Genomic DNA, 18,642 nt, shown 5'->3' on the forward strand with positions numbered 1-18,642 from the left:
TGAAAAAGTGTTAAATTTAATATGGATAGGTGTTTTATATATGTCTCATTTGGCTAGGTCAGTTCAGACCCTTAAGCCTTTTTTTGTTTATAAATAATTTATGAAGGAATCCGACAAATAATGTCGAATTATTAAAGCTGTTAGGGGGTGTACTATGTCAATCAAACAGAATAAGCAAAAAAGTAAAGAAGGTAATGGAAACGTTAAAGAGTTAAATCAAATAAAGAAATACTTTATCTGGGGTGGAGGTATAACCCTTTTAATTCTTATCTTCTTTCCGGTCATTGTAAACTTCATTATGAATTTCGATTTTAGTTTTCGTGTGAGTGGAGATGAAGGTGAATGGATTCCTTTCTATGCTTCTTTTTATGGTGCGCTACTGGGAGGTGGAATCTCAGGTGCTTTAACTCTTGGTGGTGTTTATTTAACAATACAACATGAAAGACAAAATAGAATCCTCGAAACTTATCCTCAGAAAAGAAAACATGCAGGAGATGTACTAATTTACATGGAAGAGGTAAAGAAATTTGTTTCCGAAGTGTATGATAAGGAAAATGAAGAAACATTAAATAAATATGATGGAAAGTTTTCGGAGCAATTAGGGAAATTTACTTTTAATAATAATAGTATTCTCAACTCAGCTGCTATGGTAAATGGAACTTATTTTTATAATACAAGAAAGGTAATTGCTCACCTTAAAGCAATTGAAGATTTTCAAAGAACACCAGCAATTCATCCTTACCACAGGTTAGATATGGATATGAACCAAGTTGAATATGCAAAAATTGTGCTTGAAACAATTAATGAATTAGAAGAACAAGCAAGAGAAATTGATAGAAAAATTGATGAGTTAAATTATTAGGCGAATTTTAATAGGGTATAATTTATCCTAGGACTTTTTTGTGAGGATGTGTATTAAATGATTTCATTATTACTGGCAATGGATAAAAACCAACTAATTGGTAAGGACAATGACCTTCCTTGGCGATTACCAGCGGATTTGGCCTATTTTAAAAGGGTAACCATGGGGCACGCGATCATTATGGGACGAAAAACGTATGATTCGATTGGCCGCCCACTGCCTGGCAGAGAAAATATTATTGTTACTCGTGATACTTCATACAAAGCGGAAGGCTGTAAGGTGATTCATTCAATTGATGAGATTGTGAAATTAAGAGAAGAAACCGATCAGGAGCTCTTTGTTATCGGCGGTGCCGAGATTTTTAAGATGATACTTCCATATTCAGACCGTCTTTACATAACTGAGATTGAAGAGGAATTTGAGGGGGATACCTATTTTCCGGCATTTAATAAGAACGAGTGGAAAGTCATCTCAAAGGAAAAAGGCATTAAGGACGAGAAAAATCCCTATGATTACACGTTTATAGTTTATGAAAAAATCCCGCAGAACTAAATCTGCGGGTTTCTTTTTAGGATATAAACGGTACATCAACGACATAGAATAACACGGAGAAAAACATCGCAGCGCTTCCCGCCAACACAAACAAATGCCAGATTGCATGGTTAAACGGCAGCTTTCTCCATACATAAAACACTGCACCAACCGTATACAGAATTCCGCCTGTTAACAATAACATAAATCCGTTGAATCCTATACTTTCATATAACGGCTTAATGCCCGCGATAATTAACCATCCCATAAGGACATAACAAACCGTTGAAAGGATCATAAATTTTTCTACAAAAAAGACCTTAAACACGATGCCAACGACAGCTAGTCCCCATACGACTCCAAATATCGTCCAACCTAGCCAGCCTCGTATCGCTACTAAAACGAAAGGTGTATACGTGCCGGCAATTAATAAATAAATCGCCGAATGATCTAAGATCGCAAACACTTTTTTCGCTTTTAGATGTGTGATGCTATGCAAAAGGGTTGAAAATAAATATAGAAGAACCATAGTGGTCCCGAAAATAGAGAAGCTCACAATATGCCAAACATCCCCATATTTCACGGCAAACACGATTAACATAACAAGGGCTGGAATACTTAATAAAACTCCGATACCATGTGTGATGGCATTTGCAATTTCTTCCTTTAGTGTCTCTTGCCTAAACGTCATTCTTTTCACCTCAATACAATTCTTCATCCAATCATACTGCTAATAAAAACAGATTTCAAATGACATTTGTCATTTTACATAAAGGTTGTTAAGAAAATTTTGAAATGGAAGCGATTCATTTAAAAAAGTAATAAAATATTTAGAAAACTTTGCTACATATAGGCTTATTCATGTTATAATGAACGAATTAAATATTTCAATACTGTACTGTGTTGTTGCAGAAACACACGAAAGGGGATATGGGGCTCATGGCACACGAAGTAAAACAAAAACTAGATGGGATCCATGTAGAGGATATCATAAAAGCAAATCAAACATTGAAGGATGTTATAATCCATACACCTTTACAAAGAAATGAATTACTATCTGAACGTTACGAATGTAACTTACTAATAAAACGAGAGGACTTACAAATTGTTCGTTCTTTTAAAATTAGAGGTGCTTACAATCGAATTAAAAATCTAACTGAACAAGAGCTTAAAAACGGAGTCGTTTGTGCAAGTGCAGGAAACCATGCACAAGGAGTGGCGTTTTCCTGTTTTGCATTAAAAATCCGAGGCAAAATCTATATGCCATCTACAACACCAAGGCAAAAGGTTTCCCAGGTAGAAGCTTTTGGACGAGATTATGTCGAGATTATCTTAACCGGTGATACTTTTGATGATTCCTATGAGGAAGCGGTAGCCTGTTGTGAAAGAGAGAATCGCACGTTTATCCATCCTTTTGATGACACGGATGTGATGGCTGGTCAAGGAACGGTAGCGGTCGAAATTTTAAATGATTGTGCAGAGCCTGTTGATTTTGTATTTGCTGCAATTGGCGGGGGCGGACTTATTTCAGGTATCTCAACCTACATGAAGAGCATTTCTCCAGAAACAAAAGTGATCGGAGTTGAGCCAGAGGGTGCCTCAAGCATGAAAACATCGATTGCAAATGGTGCAGTCACGACTTTGCAAAAAATTGATAAGTTCGTTGATGGTGCAGCTGTAAAAACAGTTGGTGAAAAAACCTTTGAAATTAGTAAACAGCTTGTAGATGATATTGTTGTTGTACCGGAGGGAAAGGTATGTACAACGATCTTGGACTTATATAATGAAAATGCCATTGTTGCAGAGCCTGCTGGAGCATTATCAATTGCGGCCCTTGATTTGTACAAGGATAAACTAAAAGGCAAAACTGTTGTCTGTGTGCTTAGTGGCGGAAACAATGACATCAGCAGAATGCAGGAAATTAAAGAACGTTCGATGCTGTATGAAGGCTTACAATGCTATTTTATCGTGAATTTTCCACAAAGGGCTGGCGCATTAAGAGAATTATTACTTGATGTATTAGGCCCAACAGACGATATTACCCGATTTGAATATACAAAGAAAAATAACAAGGAAAATGGTCCGGCACTAGTTGGAATTGAACTAAAGCATAAGGATGACTATCAAGCATTAGTGAACCGAATGATGAAAAAAGGGTTCCCATTCCGCGAGTTAAATAAAGAAAATACGACATTATTTAATTTATTAATCTAATAATGTTAATTTCACGAATTCAACATAATTAGACAAAGACGAATTGTTTGTTCTCATGTATAATAAAAGAAACGGGTGAAAAAGGACTGATTGTTTGCTATTCAAAAGCCTAGAGTTCAAAAATAGTTATGGACAGAAGGTTAAAGTAATTGAAATTCCAGTATTGGAGAAAGGCAACACATATCGCTTTATGCTCGATTTTCGTTTACAGGCATATTTGTCGAAAATCATGTTAAAATCAAGTCCAAATCAAATCTATTCGTTTCGAGAATATTTAAAGACCGTTCTTAAATGGACTGATTATGAACGTATTTTTCAACTAGATATTTTAAAACATAATGCATAGTTTTAGAATGAAGCCGATTTTAAAACAATTAAAATCGGCTCTTTTTTTGCATTTGAGCATTATTTGAGCAATTTACCCGTTAAAATATGGACAAGCTATTTAGTAAAAATAGATAAACGCCAGACGTAGGAAGTGAACGTATGACAAAGGTGAAAATTGTAACAGATTCTACAGCCGATCTTTCAAAGGAGCAAATTAGAGAATTGGGTATCTCCGTCGTTCCGTTATCCATCACAATTGATGGGGTTACGTTTCTTGATCGAGTGGATATTACACCAAAAGAATTCTTAACTAAAATGAAACAATCAGCCGAACTGCCAAAAAGCTCTCAGCCAGCGGTTGGGCACTTTGTCGAGCTATACGATCAATTAGGAAGTGACGGCAGTGAAATACTCTCCATCCATATGACCGGGGGGATGAGTGGTACTGTGGCATCTGCTGAAAATGCGGCAAGATTGAGTGAATCAAAGGTCACTGTGATTGATTCCATGTATATCTCTAGAGCCTTAGTATTTCAAGTTGTGGAGGCTGCCAAAATGGCAAATGCGGGACACACGATGGATGAGATTGTGAAACGGATTGAGGAAATAAGAGAAAACACAACATTATTTGTAACGGTTGATACATTGGAAAATCTGGTTAAAGGCGGGCGAATCGGAAAAGGTAAGGCACTAATTGGGTCGATACTGAATATTAAACCAATCGCGTCATTGCAGGATGGTGTCTATACTCCTGTGTCGAAGGTTAGAAGCCATGCGAAAATTGTAAAATACTTAAGTGAAAAGTTTGCCGAAGATGTAAAGGATAAAATGATTAAAGGTGTCGCAATTGCCCAAGTCGATGCAGTGGAGCTTGCCTCCAATTTAAAAGATGCGATTAAAAAGTTAACCGGATACGAAGACGTTGACATCGTTGATACTACGCCCGTCATCAGCACCCACACGGGTCCCGGAGCGATTGGGTTTATGTATTATGTGGAAATAGAACGCAAAAATGACGTGTGAACATTCACACGTCATTTTTTTAGATTTCGGGCATTGGAGTTGGTGTTGGATTAGCGTAGCCTTCTTTGTAAGTTTCATCAATCATATCCCGAATTTCACCTGGTGATTTACCCTTTGAATATTCCATTACGGATGTAGCTGCAATTTCTAGACATACCATACATTTTGTACCATGATCATCCCATACAATCGCATCACCTTTGTTTTCATGAACAAAGCAATCATAATTATCACGGTGACCCACAGAGTCAGCGCAACCACAGTAACAAGGTATCGTTTCAAGTAGATCTTTATTTATTGCTGCAGCTTTATAAATTGTCACCATTTCCTCTGACTTTCCATCTAAAAAAGATGGCATTACATCTATTGAAGCGGTTTCTTCACGAATATCTCCCATTACATGTTCTTCGCCGTTTGATTCATGATCTTCATCGTTTTGCGAACAGCCAACCATACCAAATACGAGAATAAGCGTGAGAAAGACAACGATCTTTTTCATAATAAACAACCTTTCTTATCTTATGTAAGCCTATTTTAACATATCAAATGTTTGTAAAAAAAAGAATTCACGATTTTGTCATAAAAAGAAAGCTCAAGAAGCCCGCCTATCGGATTGCGATGGCTTCTTGGGCTAGATAAGTAAAAAAAGGACATCGTAACCGATATCCTTACTTACCTTCTGATTCTTCATCTGATAATTCTAACTTCTCTCCTCCAATCGAAATATAGGTGAGAATATCTAAATCAGGCTTAGCCTTGGCCATACCTTGAATATATGGTGTGATCGTATCTTTAAAATCCTTACTAACACCCATCTCCTCACAGTGCCCATAAACATACATTTTCTTATCATCAAAGAAGAAAGCAATATAGCCAAGCGCCTTCTTATCCTGATTAACGATATTCAGAATTTGACATTCTTCCTTAATCAATTCTGGAGAAACAAAGATTTGCAAGACGATTCCTCCTTTTATGTTAACTGCAATTTTTTAAATAGAGAATCATTTGTTTCCTTACTTGGATTTTTCTTTTTCACCCGAATTAAAATCATACATAACAGGCCAACGACTAATGTCAACGATGCAGTGGTTAAAAACATTCCCGCGCGTGACCAATTCATGAGCCAGCCGTAAATAGGGGGACCTATTGCTACGCCTAAAAATCGAACAGATCCATAAAGAGATGTTACGAAACCTCGTTTTTCTGTTGAAACTGAACCCGTGATAAAGCTATTAATACACGGTAATACGAGTCCAGTACCGATGCTGCTGATGGCCAATACTGCAATGAACGGAATTAGACTTTCAAAAAAAACCAACAATGCAAATGAGACAGTCATGAGAAATAACCCCACGATAATGAGATTTTTCATTAATGGCATTTTTTTCCCGATTTTACTGCCCGTAATGTAGGAAGTTGTTGTCATACATAAAAGAGGGATGGCTAAAATCGCTCCTTTAAGAACACCATCTGTATCATAGGTTTTCTCTAGTACATCCGATAAATAAAAGAGAATTCCAAACAGAGTGAATAAACAGGTTGCACCGGCTAAATAAGCTGTAAATAGCCATCTCCCTTCATTTTTAAATACTGAAAATAACCCGTGTACATATTTTTTGAGCGGTGGTGGTTCTTTCTTTTGTTTTTTCTCCTTGACGAAAAAGATCGTAAGCAGCACAGAAAGTAAACAAAAGATTGGGAAAGCGAAAAAGGCTGCATACCAAAATAACAGTGCGAGTAATGAGCCAATTATTGGCGAGATCACCTTTCCAAAGCCATTTGAGGCTTCAACTAACCCTAAGACACGACTCTGTTTGCCGCCTTTGAATAAATCACCTGTAAGTGCCATTGCGATTGGTGCTGTTCCTGCTGCCCCTATACCCTGCATAACCCGGCCAGCCATGATCCAATAATATGGACTCGAAAACCAAGCAGCTGCCATTCCAGCAAGCAGTCCACCTGTACCATAGAGAATGAGTGCAGGTATGATGACGGCTTTTCTAGAAAATCGATCTGAGAAATAACCGAGCAATGGGATCGAAAACGCAGCTGCTATTGAAAAGGTAGTAATAACAAGACTCACCTGGAATTGACTAATATCAAGTTCCTTTTGCATTTCGGGTAAGACTGGGATGAGCATTGAATTACCAAGAACAAGGATTAGTGGAATTGAACTAATCGCAACAATAGTCATTGCTGAATTATTTTTGCTGGACAAGATTTGCATCTCCTTATATTTCGGTGTGAAATGAACAAAATTGAAATCAATTCATGCTTTACTATTTTTTCAAATTCTCGTTATGCCTATTCTGTTAGTAGTTTCCAATTGAAAGAAACATTAGAAAAGCCCATTCTTTACACCATTTACCTGTTTTTGAATAACATAGCAACTGTAAGAAGATGGGTGTATATAACAAAAAAGAGATAAACAACCGGTTTATGTTTGTTAACAAGGAGGAATTATGCCTATGGACTTTTTAAATGTTCCTGAGCGAACAAAGGGAGATCGGAGCTATGGAATTACCTCAATTGCTGATTTTGGTACGCCTGTTCCCATAGTGGAGGCGCATTTACGTGATTACCATGCCTATATAGATATCGCGAAAATCGGAATTGGTTCCGCATATGTGACCCCGAATTTGCAGGAAAAAATCAATCTTTATAAAAAATATAAGGTAATCCCATATTGTGGCGGCACGTTTTTTGAAAAATGCTTTGTCCAGGAAAAACTTGATGAATATGCTAAAAGCCTCCAAAAGCTTGGCATTGAATGGATTGAGATTTCAAATGGGACGGTAGATATCCCGCTTCATAAAAGGCTCTCACTCATAAAAAAATGGAAAAAGCATTTTAATGTGATTGCTGAAGTAGGCTCAAAGGATCAAAATAGGGAAATGCCATTAGCTGACTGGGAGCAGGAAATAAATTTGCTGTTAGCAGCGGGATGCAAGTATGTGATTACAGAAGGCAGGGATTCTGGTACTGCCGGAATTTATAACCGTTCTGGCCAAGTTAACACTGAATTAATTGATCAGATTTCAAAAAATATTGATGTCAATAAACTTATTTTTGAAGCTCCGACACCAAAGCAGCAAATGTTTTTTATCAACGAATTTGGTACAAATGTCAATCTGGGTAACGTCAAAATTACTGACGTTTTAGTTTTAGAATCACAAAGACTGGGCTTGCGGAGCGAAACCTTTTTCATGGGAGAGAAGACATGGAACTTACCTTGATCAGGCACCTTCCCACAGAGTGGAACGTGAAAGGGGTGCTCCAAGGAAGCCGAAACATTCCAATACTAGAAATAAATAACGTTAACAAAGAGGATATAGAAAAAAACAAAAAACGGTTAAAACAACATTACTCCTTGGTCTTAACGAGTGAATTAACCCGAACACAACAAACTGCAAATGCTTACGGATATGACCATTTTGAAATTGAGCCATTGTTAAATGAAGTTCATTTTGGCGAATTTGAAGGGAAAGAAAAAAGTCTACTTATAGAAACACATAAAAAGAACTGGTTTACAAACCCGCGTGAAATTATTCTTGGGGAAAAAATCACGGACTTAGAAACTCGGATGCTTGAATTTTTACAAAAATATAAGGATTACGAGTCAATTTTAGCATTTGGTCACGGATCCTGGATTCGTGCATGCGTATCTTATTTCAGATTTGGAACGATTAATAAAATGAATCAGCTGGAAATAAAAAATAATCAAATGCTAACAATCGAAGCAGGAGAGGAGGAGTTTGAGATTGGGCGTTATCACATATGAAAACTGGAATGAACAGAGTGTTTCGGACATCGTGAAAAACAACAAGGACTATTATGACATATTAAAGTGGGCATATAACAGTTATTCGGCTGAAGATATTGTGTACGCATGTAGCTTTGGGGCAGAGGGAATCGTATTGATTGATTTAATTTCAAAGGTGAAAAAAAACGCTCGAATCGTCTTCTTAGATACTGGCCTCCATTTTAAAGAAACATATGAACTCATTGAAAAAATCAAACAAAAATATCCAACTCTTACGATTGAATTGAAAAAACCGGTATTAAGCCTAATGGAGCAGAAAGAAAAACACGGTAATGAATTATGGAAGACGAATCCGAATTTATGCTGTCAAATACGGAAGATTGATCCTTTACATGAGGTTCTTACTGGTACAAAAGCATGGATCTCGGGTTTGCGTCGTGAGCAGGGACCTACCCGCAAAAATACGGAATACGTAAACAAGGATGAAAAATTTAAAAACATTAAAATATGTCCGCTTATTCACTGGACATGGGACGATGTTTGGACGTATATCAAGCTTAACAATCTTCCCTATAATGAATTGCACGACAATAACTATCCGAGTATTGGCTGCGCGCCATGTACAAACCAAGTTCTAAATGGAGATTTACGTTCAGGCAGATGGGCGAACTCCGATAAAACAGAATGCGGATTACATGTGAAATAAGGTAATGGAGGTTATCAAATTGGCATTAAGTAAACCGCATGGCGGTACATTGGTTAATCGTTTTAATCCAACGATTAATTATGAAGAAATCGATAAACAAATTGAACTCAGCAACATGGAGTTAAGTGATTTGGAATTACTTGCAGTAGGTGCATATAGTCCACTTGAAGGATTTATAGGGAAGGCCGATTATGAATCGATTCTTCACTCGATGAGACTTGCTAATGGACTTCCGTGGTCAATTCCTATTACATTGGCAGTAGACAAAACAGTTGCAAAGAAAATCTCAATCGGGGAAAAGGTCCGATTAGTTCAAAATGGCGAGGTCTACGGAGTGATCGAGGTCATCGAGAAATATCTGCCTAACAAAGAAGTAGAGGCATTTAAGGTATATCGGACAACAGAGACAGCACATCCTGGTGTCAAACGATTATTTGAAAGACCCAATGTTTATATTGCCGGGCCGATACATCTTGTCAAACGTCCAAAGAAAAAGAGGTTCGAAACCTTTTATTTGGATCCAATTGAAACTAGGGCCGTTTTTGAACACTTAGGCTGGAAAAAAGTAGTCGGATTTCAAACGAGAAATCCAGTTCATCGAGCACATGAGTATATTCAAAAGTCAGCTTTGGAAGTCGTCGATGGATTATTTTTAAATCCGTTGGTCGGTGAAACAAAATCAGATGATATTCCAAGTGATATTCGGATGGAAAGCTATATGGTTCTCCTAGAAAAATATTATCCGAAAAACAGAGTGTTCCTATCTGTATTTCCAGCTGCGATGCGTTATGCCGGTCCAAGGGAAGCAATCTTTCATGCATTAGTCCGGAAAAACTATGGGTGTACACATTTTATTGTAGGTCGCGACCATGCGGGGGTTGGAAATTACTATGGTACCTATGACTCTCAAAAGATTTTTAGCCATTTTACAGAAGAGGAACTAGGAATTTTACCATTGTTTTTTGAACATAGTTTTTACTGTAACAAGTGCGGGAACATGGCCTCTGCCAAAACATGTCCTCATAGTAAGGAGGACCATGTAATCCTATCAGGGACAAAAGTACGTGAAATGCTAAAGGCAGGAAAAAAACCACCTAGGGAATTTAGCAGGCCAGAGGTAGTCGAGGTCCTCATTCGAGGCATGGCAGAACAATATTCGAAGATATAAAGGTGGGTAATATGGGCGAAGAACAACATATTATATGGCATCAAGCTGCAATAACGAAAATGGCGAGACAACAACAAAATCAACATAAAAGCTGTGTGATTTGGTTTACAGGACTATCAGGTTCAGGTAAATCATCTTTAGCAAATGCCCTAGACCAGGTGCTTTTTACAAATAAAGTGCAAAGTTATGTCCTTGACGGGGACAATATTCGCCACGGTTTAAATGCTGGCCTTGGTTTTAGCAAAGAAGATCGGAAAGAAAATATTCGCAGGATTGGTGAGGTGTCAAAGCTTTTTGTAGAAAGTGGGCAAATTGTCTCGACAGCATTCATTTCGCCATTTCGTGAAGACCGTGAGCAAGTAAGAAATTTGTTTCCTGATGGGGAATTTATCGAGGTTTACGTAAAATGTCCAATCAATGTTTGTGAAAATCGCGATCCAAAGGGCTTATACAAAAAAGCGAGAAACGGAGAGATACCCGATTTTACCGGAATAAGCTCCCCGTACGAAGAACCGGATTATCCAGAACTGGTAATCGAAACGGACAAATTTACCATCTCACAATCCGTAGAAAAAATAATTGACTATTTAAAACAGAGGTCAATTCTTTAAAGTAAGAAAGTGATTTCAGCTTTCTTACTTTACTTTTTTCTCCAACCAAGCTGGTTAGTTGCGATAAAAGAAGGTGCCCTAAGATGATAAATAAAATCAATAATGTTCGTTGATACGGTTTGACAAAGGATTGCATAAAAGACAATTCGAATATCAATGACGGAAGCTGTTAATAAGAAAATGAAAAAGTTCAGCCAAAGCATGACTTTGCCCGGTGACCAATCATTGTATTTAGCAATCATTAACGTCGGAATGACCATCCCGCCACTAGATGAACCACTTCGGATTAATAGTCCTACCCCTATACCGAAAATCATGGCCCCACAGAGTAAGTCAAGCCAGAAAAAGGGTGTAAGAAATGAGCCAAGTGTAGATACAAAACTCACCGTAACAGACGTAATCGTAACAGCAATCATCGTTTTTACGGTCCAGGAAAATCCGAAATATTTTAACGCAAGAATTAAAAAGGAGAAATTGACAATCCATAAAGACGTACCTAAAGGTAATTGTGTCCAGTAATTCATCAAAATCGCAAGCCCAGCGGCACCACCTGAAGGAATGTTATGAGGGAATAAAAATAAGGACATACCAAGCCCTTGTAAAAATGCGCCACTAACAATGCAAATATAGGTAATCACAGCTTTAGGCATTGATTAAATTGACCTTTCTGATAACGTTTATAGAACTCATAAATATGTAACCTCCCGAAACTCACTCTCCTTGTCCATTTTATGTTGACAAGCTATTCAATATGTTCGAAAATTGTTCACATCCATTTGAGTTGTAAGTTTGTCACATATTCTTTAAAATGAGATGAGAATGAGAATTAAGGATGTAGGTGAAAACGTGAAAAAAATAAAATTTTTAGTAGTTGTTGCACTTATTTTTGTTTTAGCAGCATGTGGCAGTGGAATTCCTAATGCGTTGAATTATGAGGTCTCCGATTTCTCCTATGTGAATCAGAATGGTGAAGATTTTAGCTTAAAGGATTTAGAGGGGAAAGTTTGGATAGCTGATATGATTTTTACTAATTGTGATACAGTTTGTCCGCCAATGTCAGCTCACATGGCTAAGTTGCAAGGCATGGTGAAAGAAGAGGGGCTGGATGTTGAATTTGTTTCCTTCTCTGTTGACCCGGAAGTAGACACACCTGAGGTGCTGAAGGAATATGCGGAAGGCTATAGTGATGATTTATCTAACTGGCATCTGTTAACCGGATATACAATTGATGAAATAACTGTATTTGCAAAAGACAGCTTTAAAGCATTAGTGGCAAAACCTGAAGGCCAAGACCAAGTATTGCATGTGATTAAGTTTTACTTAGTTGACCAAAATGGAACTGTTTTGAAGGAATACAATGGGGTCGAAAATACTCCATATGAAGAAATTTTAGCCGATATTAAAACAATTCAATAGAAAAGTAAGGGACTCCAGGGTGGAGTCCCTTTTTAATGGTTTCCTTTAATCCTCGGGCAACTCAACACCATCCACTACAACGGTCTCAAGTTCTTTCCAGAACAGCTCATGGCTCGTAAAGGTGAGGCAGCCGCTTGAGATTTTCTCTGGGAATTCTTGATCCTGATCTGGTTTATTTTCACGCTCTTTTTCCATAAGGATGACCTCGTTTCGTATAGTTCTTTTTGAACATAGTTTTAAAAAGAATTCTCCTTCTTATCCTGCCTTACTTTTCCAAAATAATTTTCATCGAATTAGAGAAAATGAAACTGTAAATGAATGTTAAAGGGGATTGAATGATGCTGGCATTGCTATCATCCTCGCTTTCTATTTGATTAAAAAAGCCAATAAAAACACATACAACGTGAATGTAAATAAAATTGTTGTTACTCCAGCTCAAGAGTTTGTAAATCCAACGCAAATTAATGTTCTCCACCTATCAGACTTACATCTTGAAAATCTATCAATTACTCCTGAAGAATTATATAATAAAGTTAAAGATGAAAAAATTGATTTAATTGCTGTTACGGGTGATTTTTTAGATCGTAAACGCAGTATTTCCAAGTTAGTTCCGTACCTTGCTATTTTTAATAAAATTTCCCCGAATAATCTTGTACTAACCCATGATCCAAACCTTGTATTGCATATGAAGGATTATCATTTTGGTTATTTATTGTCAGGCCATTTTCATGGTGGACAAATTTGTTATCCAAAGCCATATCGTTTGGTGAAAATGGGGAAACTTGTTAGAATGAAGATGATTAAAGGTTTTCATACGCATGATGGAAAACCATTTTACATTAATGAAGGATTGGGACAAACTGGCGTGAATATTCGTGTCCGAAGCACCCCCGAAATTACAATTCATACGCTGACGCTGGGTGAAAAGAGCGCTAGTCAAGCTATATAAAGACGTCCATATAGACGTCTTTTTTCCGCATTTTTTCGAATTGGTTCAATTTTTATGACGATTAAAAATATTACTGTGAATTCGTGATATTTCGTTGAAACTGGAATCGTTAGTGGTTTTTTTACGTACTATAATACTAAACTTGTAGACAACTGTCACAAAGAGAAATGTAGGTGACCAGGATGTATAATCCATTTTTATCCATTATTATTACTATGCTTTTGATGAGCGGATGCTCTGGAGGAACGCCAGTAACAACTGGTATTGCCACCAGTAACCATAATACAGGTCTAACCCCGAAGCGGGAGATACCAGATGATTTTATCCCTAGGGAACTTCATATTGCGTCAATCGGTGATTCTCTTACAAAGGGTGTCGGTGATGAAACAAAGCAGGGGGGCTACACTTCCTTGCTAGAGGGAAAGCTGCTTGGTGAAAAAGATGTAAAATCTGTGACTCTTGAAAATTTCGGTGTGAAAGGGCATAAAACATCAGACCTTCTAAAGCGATTGCAAAATGAGGACGTGCAAGAAGGGATTGCCGGTGCCGATATCATTATCATTACGATCGGCGGTAATGATATAATGAAAATTGTAAAAGAAAACCTTTTTGATTTATCATTAAATGTGTTTCAAAAAGAACAGGAAAAATATGAAGTTCGGCTTCGTAAAGTACTTGAAAATATCCGGAACAATAATAGTGATGCAGAAATTGTATTGGTTGGTCTTTATAATCCATTTGGTTGGTTTATCGATCTTTCTACTGAAATTAATACGATCGTTGATAATTGGAACGAAGGTAGTAAAAACATTCTTTCCGAATTTGACCATACTAAATTTGTAGAAGTGGATGATGTATTTAGCCAAACAAGTGATAATCTTTTATCAGAAGATGAGTTTCATCCAAACGCAAAAGGGTATGAAATAATGAGTAAAAGGATTTTTGAAGCAATCATGTTTGAGTGATTTCCTTCGAAAGGAGGTCTTTGATGAAAGTAAAAAATAAATGGAAGGTCTTTTTTCTAACACTGCTTGCGATTAATCTAGTCTTTGTACTCGTTTTTTTCGGGTTACTTTTCGCGCCGAATAAAGAAGTGAGCCCAAAGAAAAAGGGTGTTACAAATGATCATGTGAATCTATCTGTTGAGACGAACAAAGAGGACCTAACAAGAGTTATCAATAACTTTTTAAAAAAAGAGGCCAAGGATACCCCGTTAAAATACAAGGTTCTGCTGACCGAACGGGTAATGCTGCTTGGGACGATTACGGTATTTGGAAAAGAGATAGATATGGTGATGACCTTTAAACCTGAGGTACTGGAGAACGGGGATTTGCTTCTTCAACAGGAAGCTTTTACTGTTGGCCAAGTGAGCCTGCCGGTAACGTTTGTTTTACGTTATATAAATGACTATTACAATCTCCCGGAGTGGGTTCAAATTGATGCAAAAAAACAAGATATCTATGTCTATCTATCTGAAATGAAAATGAAAAGCGATACGAAGGTTGAGGTTGATACCTTCGATTTAAGCAAGGATGAGTTAAGGTTCAAATTACAGGTTCCAATAGACTAGTGAGCAAATCAATGATTGGTTTGCTTTTTTTTGAAATAGTTTATCGTGATGGTTTGGTTATGCTAATATAATGTTATACATAAGATATTGGGGGTATTAATATGGTTCTGCCAAATTTTGAGGAGAATTTACAAAAGTATGCAAAGCTTTTGGTAGCAAATGGACTTAATGTGCAAAAAGGTGATTGGGTTAAAATGACGATCACAGTCGATCAAGCACCACTCGCTCGTCTTGTGACAAAAGAGGCGTATGCATTAGGAGCTGAGAAGGTTATCATCAAATGGTCTGATGACGAAATTACAAAGGAGCATTATCTACACCAGCCTGAAGAAGTGTTAACTGACATACCGGAGTACGAAATCCAAGAATCAGATGATCATGTTCTAAATCATAAGGTTTGCCGACTATCGATTGTTTCAAGTGATCCAGGATTTTTAAGCGGAGTTGATTCTGCTAAAATTTCAGCTTTTCAAAATAAAGCGGCAAAGGCTTTCAAGGTTCAACGTGTTGCAACACAAAACAATGATTTAAAATGGACAGTTGCGGGTGCGGCCGGAGCAGGTTGGGCAGCAAAAGTATTCCCAGACTTAGCAACTTCCGAGGAACAGGTAGATGCACTTTGGGATCAAATTTTCAAAACATGCAGAGTGTATGAAGACGACCCGGTTGCTGCATGGGAAGAGCATACACAAACATTAAATGAAAAGTGCGCAAAATTAAACGATATGCAGCTTGATGCTTTACATTATCGTGCTCCAGGAACTGATTTGAAGCTTGGCTTGCCGAAAAATCACCTTTGGGAGAGTGCAAGAAGCTATAATCCAAAAGAGGAAGAATTTATTGCAAACATGCCTACGGAAGAAGTGTATACTGCTCCAGATACCCGCCGTATGGATGGAGTAGTTCGCAGCACGAAGCCATTGAGCTATGCGGGTACATTAATTGAAGGCATTGAGGTCCATTTTAAAGATGGAAAAATTGTTGACATCTCAGCTAGGGCCGGGGATGAGATCATGAAGAAATTAGTATTTGATAATGAAGGCGGAACAGGTCTTGGAGAGGTAGCATTAGTGCCCGACCCATCGCCAATTTCACAATCAGGTATTACCTTCTTTAATACATTATTTGATGAAAATGCGTCAAATCACCTTGCAATTGGTGCAGCATATCCAACGAATCTTCGAGGTGGGACCAAAATGAAAGAAGATGAATTAAAAGAACATGGATTGAATGTTTCGACTGTTCATGTTGATTTCATGATTGGCTCAAGTGATATGGATATCGACGGCATAAAACAAGATGGAACAGTTGTACCGATTTTCCGAAAAGGTGACTGGGCTATATAGGAATGGATACCCCAAGGAAAGGCTTTTGAAGAGCTTTTTCTTGGGCTTTTTTTGTGAAAATTTTTGGATAGGAAAAATCATGTAGTTACAAACAGCGATCTTTCGAGTACAATATTACGGTGTTTAAAAGAACAAGATTTGCCTTCATGGCAACTTTATATCTCAGATATTTAAAACAAATTAGTAAAAAAACCGATCTAATCGAAAAAGAACTGCATCAATCGATGAAAAATAAGGAGCTTTTTTCGCTCTTAAACTTTGAAAAAAGTTTAGTCTATTTTACGACCTCATTGAAGTCGAACAATATTGTCATGCAGAAAATGTTGAAAAGCAATTATTTAAAAATGTATGAAGATGATCAGGAATTACTTGAGGATGTTATCATTGAAAATCAGCAGGCAATCGAAATGGCAGAAACTCATACATCTATTCTAAGTGGAATGATGGATGCCTTCGCGTCCGTGATTTCCAATAACGTAAATATTGTGATGAAATTTTTAACTTCGATTACGATTATTTTATCTTTACCCACAATGGTGGCAAGCTTTTACGGAATGAACGTATCGATTCCGTTCCAGGAATATCAATATTCATTTTTAATTGCAATCACCATTTCGTTTATTTTATCAAGTATTACTGCTTATATCTTTTGGAAAAAACGATTTTTTTAGAGTTTATCGCGTTGGTCCGGTTTTTGGATTGACGCTTTTTTAATGCTGATTTTCCATTTCTTCTTCAACTAATACATCTAATCTGGCAATCATTTTCGCCGCTTTGTCCTCATCAATTTGACGATAATGATGGAGACCTCCTTTTTCTTCATCCATCTCATCCGCAAGTTTAGTGATTGCTTGAAGAGGAGTCCGCTTAATAAAGCCTTCTTCAATATAGGAGTCGGTGTGGAAAAGAATCGCATAGGCAATTTCCTTAGCATATGTTGGATTTTCACCTAATCGAATTAATAATTTATGTGCACGTTCTGCTCCTTTAATCGCATGAATATCATTTTCCTTGTACATGCTATAATCCCATTTTCCATTTTTGTACCATGTATAATGGCCCATATCGTGGAGCAATGCCGCTTTTGTTGCGAGATCGACAGAAACATTCTGCTCCTTGGCCATTTTAAACGCATGGTATGCACAAGCAATGGCGTGTGCCTTCCCTGAACGAGACAGGTACTTTTGCGCAATCCGATGATTAAAGATGTCTGTTAAGGTAACATATCTCATTGACAGGCCTCCTAAAAAAGATAAATTTTTTGAATTTTATCATGTATGCAGGATATTATCAACATATAATAATCCAATTTCACTGGAAATGGGTGGAAGATTCGAAAACAAGTGGTAAAATATTTGTATTACGATAGTGTGGTGATTGGACTTGTTTTTAAGAAATGTGAAAGTAATAGCAGATAATCTTCATAATTTGAGGGAATATCCTTTTTCAATTCCAAGCATTAGGGGATTGGACCAACTTGATTTTCATGAGCCCGTGACTTTTTTTGTAGGGGAGAATGGGTCTGGGAAGTCCACTTTGCTGGAAGCAATCGCTTATAAGTGCGGGTTTAATACGGGAGGCGGAGGAAGGAATAATTACTACACGTTTGAAGATGACACACCTGCCTTAAGTGAACACATTCGGCTTTCTTGGATGCCGAAAATTAACCAGGGATTCTTTTTACGTGCGGAAAGCTTTTTTCAATTTGCGTCTCATTTGGATCAATTGGCTGAGGAGGATCCTACTTTTAATTATAACGGGTATGGTGGTAAGTCGCTGCATGAACAGTCCCATGGTGAGTCATTTTTGTCGTTATTTTTGAATCGATTTGGCGATCAAAGCATCTATCTTTTGGATGAGCCTGAGGCAGCCTTATCCCCAGCACGTCAGCTTGCGTTTTTACGAGTGATTCACGACTTGGCAAGGAGGGGAGATGCGCAATTTATTATCGCTACACATTCTCCGATATTATTGGGCTACCCTGGCGCACAAATATACAATTTTGATGCTTCTCCGATTGGGGAGATTGCCTATGAGGATACTGAGCACTACCAGATTACGATGGGGTTTTTAAATCGACGAGAGCGGTATTTGGAGGAGCTGTTTCGGGAGGATGAAGAGGAGGATATTTAGCCTTAAAAAATAGACTGCCGAAC

Annotated in this window: 23 protein-coding genes and 1 pseudogene; 17 read left to right on the forward strand and 7 right to left on the reverse strand. The window is 37.5% G+C overall.

The features are described 5' to 3' along the window. Positions 1–154 precede the first annotated feature (154 nt). Together LKW28_RS09030 and LKW28_RS09035 are read left to right on the forward strand one after the other, a co-directional pair. Positions 155–862: a hypothetical protein gene (locus LKW28_RS09030; RefSeq protein ID WP_229140043.1), complete on the forward strand. Its 708-nt coding sequence runs from the start codon at positions 155–157 to the stop codon at positions 860–862. 57 nt (positions 863–919) lie between these two features. After that, on the forward strand, positions 920–1,414 hold the full coding sequence (locus LKW28_RS09035; protein ID WP_229140044.1) for a dihydrofolate reductase: 495 nt from the start codon (positions 920–922) through the stop codon (positions 1,412–1,414). A 16-nt stretch (positions 1,415–1,430) separates the two neighbouring features. On the opposite strand, the gene trhA is transcribed toward LKW28_RS09035, so the two are convergent. Next, positions 1,431–2,084, reverse strand: coding sequence for a PAQR family membrane homeostasis protein TrhA (trhA, locus tag LKW28_RS09040; protein ID WP_229140045.1), 654 nt, complete (start codon positions 2,082–2,084; stop codon positions 1,431–1,433). Positions 2,085–2,332: 248 nt separating this feature from the next. Here trhA and ilvA point away from each other — a divergent pair, with 248 nt between their 5' ends. The 3 genes from ilvA (at position 2,333) to LKW28_RS09055 (ending at position 4,957) form a co-directional block, all read left to right on the forward strand. After that, the gene (gene ilvA, locus LKW28_RS09045; RefSeq protein WP_229140046.1) at positions 2,333–3,607 is read left to right on the forward strand and encodes a threonine ammonia-lyase IlvA; all 1,275 of its coding nucleotides are present in this window, start codon (positions 2,333–2,335) and stop codon (positions 3,605–3,607) included. A gap of 94 nt (positions 3,608–3,701) precedes the next feature. Continuing rightward, positions 3,702–3,953 (forward strand): DUF2535 family protein, encoded by a 252-nt coding sequence (locus LKW28_RS09050; RefSeq protein WP_229140047.1) that lies wholly within the window; start codon positions 3,702–3,704, stop codon positions 3,951–3,953. A gap of 140 nt (positions 3,954–4,093) precedes the next feature. Further along, the gene (locus LKW28_RS09055) at positions 4,094–4,957 is read left to right on the forward strand and encodes a DegV family protein (protein WP_229140048.1); all 864 of its coding nucleotides are present in this window, start codon (positions 4,094–4,096) and stop codon (positions 4,955–4,957) included. 19 nt (positions 4,958–4,976) lie between these two features. On the opposite strand, the gene LKW28_RS09060 is transcribed toward LKW28_RS09055, so the two are convergent. From LKW28_RS09060 to LKW28_RS09070, 3 genes are all read right to left on the reverse strand, one after another. Next, positions 4,977–5,456, reverse strand: a complete 480-nt coding sequence (locus LKW28_RS09060; RefSeq protein ID WP_229140049.1) for a PCYCGC domain-containing protein — start codon at positions 5,454–5,456, stop codon at positions 4,977–4,979. Positions 5,457–5,625: 169 nt separating this feature from the next. Continuing rightward, on the reverse strand, positions 5,626–5,913 hold the full coding sequence (locus LKW28_RS09065) for a hypothetical protein (RefSeq protein WP_229140050.1): 288 nt from the start codon (positions 5,911–5,913) through the stop codon (positions 5,626–5,628). Positions 5,914–5,927: 14 nt separating this feature from the next. Then, positions 5,928–7,178 (reverse strand): MFS transporter, encoded by a 1,251-nt coding sequence (locus tag LKW28_RS09070; protein ID WP_229140349.1) that lies wholly within the window; start codon positions 7,176–7,178, stop codon positions 5,928–5,930. Positions 7,179–7,425: 247 nt separating this feature from the next. Here LKW28_RS09070 and LKW28_RS09075 point away from each other — a divergent pair, with 247 nt between their 5' ends. From LKW28_RS09075 to cysC, 5 genes are read left to right on the forward strand one after another with little or no spacing between them, the layout of a single operon-like run. Then, positions 7,426–8,193: a phosphosulfolactate synthase gene (locus LKW28_RS09075; RefSeq protein ID WP_229140051.1), complete on the forward strand. Its 768-nt coding sequence runs from the start codon at positions 7,426–7,428 to the stop codon at positions 8,191–8,193. Then, positions 8,178–8,738: a histidine phosphatase family protein gene (locus LKW28_RS09080; protein ID WP_229140052.1), complete on the forward strand. Its 561-nt coding sequence runs from the start codon at positions 8,178–8,180 to the stop codon at positions 8,736–8,738. The genes LKW28_RS09075 and LKW28_RS09080 overlap by 16 nt, the downstream gene beginning before the upstream one ends. Beyond that, entirely contained in the window at positions 8,719–9,426 is a 708-nt protein-coding gene (locus LKW28_RS09085) for a phosphoadenylyl-sulfate reductase (protein ID WP_267497957.1), read from the forward strand. The genes LKW28_RS09080 and LKW28_RS09085 overlap by 20 nt, the downstream gene beginning before the upstream one ends. A gap of 19 nt (positions 9,427–9,445) precedes the next feature. Further along, complete coding sequence (gene sat / locus LKW28_RS09090) at positions 9,446–10,594, forward strand: sulfate adenylyltransferase (RefSeq protein ID WP_229140053.1); 1,149 nt, start codon at positions 9,446–9,448, stop codon at positions 10,592–10,594. A gap of 11 nt (positions 10,595–10,605) precedes the next feature. Continuing rightward, positions 10,606–11,205: an adenylyl-sulfate kinase gene (gene cysC, locus LKW28_RS09095; protein WP_229140054.1), complete on the forward strand. Its 600-nt coding sequence runs from the start codon at positions 10,606–10,608 to the stop codon at positions 11,203–11,205. A 29-nt stretch (positions 11,206–11,234) separates the two neighbouring features. Here the strand turns inward: cysC and LKW28_RS09100 are convergent, their stop codons facing one another. Next, positions 11,235–11,855 (reverse strand): YitT family protein, encoded by a 621-nt coding sequence (locus tag LKW28_RS09100; protein ID WP_229140055.1) that lies wholly within the window; start codon positions 11,853–11,855, stop codon positions 11,235–11,237. Positions 11,856–12,024: 169 nt separating this feature from the next. Between LKW28_RS09100 and LKW28_RS09105 the strand changes: the two genes are divergently transcribed. Further along, a complete protein-coding gene (locus LKW28_RS09105) occupies positions 12,025–12,621 on the forward strand; it encodes an SCO family protein (protein ID WP_229140056.1) in 597 nt (198 codons plus the stop codon). 45 nt (positions 12,622–12,666) lie between these two features. Here the strand turns inward: LKW28_RS09105 and LKW28_RS09110 are convergent, their stop codons facing one another. Then, complete coding sequence (locus LKW28_RS09110) at positions 12,667–12,816, reverse strand: hypothetical protein (RefSeq protein ID WP_229140057.1); 150 nt, start codon at positions 12,814–12,816, stop codon at positions 12,667–12,669. A gap of 136 nt (positions 12,817–12,952) precedes the next feature. Between LKW28_RS09110 and LKW28_RS09115 the strand changes: the two genes are divergently transcribed. The 5 genes and pseudogenes from LKW28_RS09115 to LKW28_RS09135 all read left to right on the forward strand — a co-directional run. Next, on the forward strand, positions 12,953–13,570 hold the full coding sequence (locus LKW28_RS09115) for a metallophosphoesterase (RefSeq protein ID WP_229140058.1): 618 nt from the start codon (positions 12,953–12,955) through the stop codon (positions 13,568–13,570). A gap of 182 nt (positions 13,571–13,752) precedes the next feature. After that, on the forward strand, positions 13,753–14,535 hold the full coding sequence (locus tag LKW28_RS09120; RefSeq protein WP_229140059.1) for a GDSL-type esterase/lipase family protein: 783 nt from the start codon (positions 13,753–13,755) through the stop codon (positions 14,533–14,535). A 23-nt stretch (positions 14,536–14,558) separates the two neighbouring features. Beyond that, the gene (locus LKW28_RS09125) at positions 14,559–15,140 is read left to right on the forward strand and encodes a YpmS family protein (RefSeq protein ID WP_229140060.1); all 582 of its coding nucleotides are present in this window, start codon (positions 14,559–14,561) and stop codon (positions 15,138–15,140) included. Between the two features lie 101 nt (positions 15,141–15,241). Then, complete coding sequence (locus LKW28_RS09130; protein ID WP_229140061.1) at positions 15,242–16,486, forward strand: aminopeptidase; 1,245 nt, start codon at positions 15,242–15,244, stop codon at positions 16,484–16,486. A 122-nt stretch (positions 16,487–16,608) separates the two neighbouring features. Beyond that, positions 16,609–17,157 (forward strand): annotated as a pseudogene (locus tag LKW28_RS09135) (magnesium transporter CorA family protein); the annotation flags it as partial. A 39-nt stretch (positions 17,158–17,196) separates the two neighbouring features. Here LKW28_RS09135 and LKW28_RS09140 read toward each other — a convergent pair. Continuing rightward, positions 17,197–17,718 (reverse strand): HD domain-containing protein, encoded by a 522-nt coding sequence (locus LKW28_RS09140; RefSeq protein ID WP_229140062.1) that lies wholly within the window; start codon positions 17,716–17,718, stop codon positions 17,197–17,199. A 151-nt stretch (positions 17,719–17,869) separates the two neighbouring features. Here LKW28_RS09140 and LKW28_RS09145 point away from each other — a divergent pair, with 151 nt between their 5' ends. After that, complete coding sequence (locus LKW28_RS09145; protein WP_229140063.1) at positions 17,870–18,619, forward strand: AAA family ATPase; 750 nt, start codon at positions 17,870–17,872, stop codon at positions 18,617–18,619. The last annotated feature ends 23 nt before the right edge of the window (positions 18,620–18,642 follow it).

It is taken from the genome of Bacillus sp. REN16 (genome assembly GCF_020731355.1).
Lineage (GTDB): Bacteria > Bacillota > Bacilli > Bacillales > Bacillaceae_L > Ferdinandcohnia.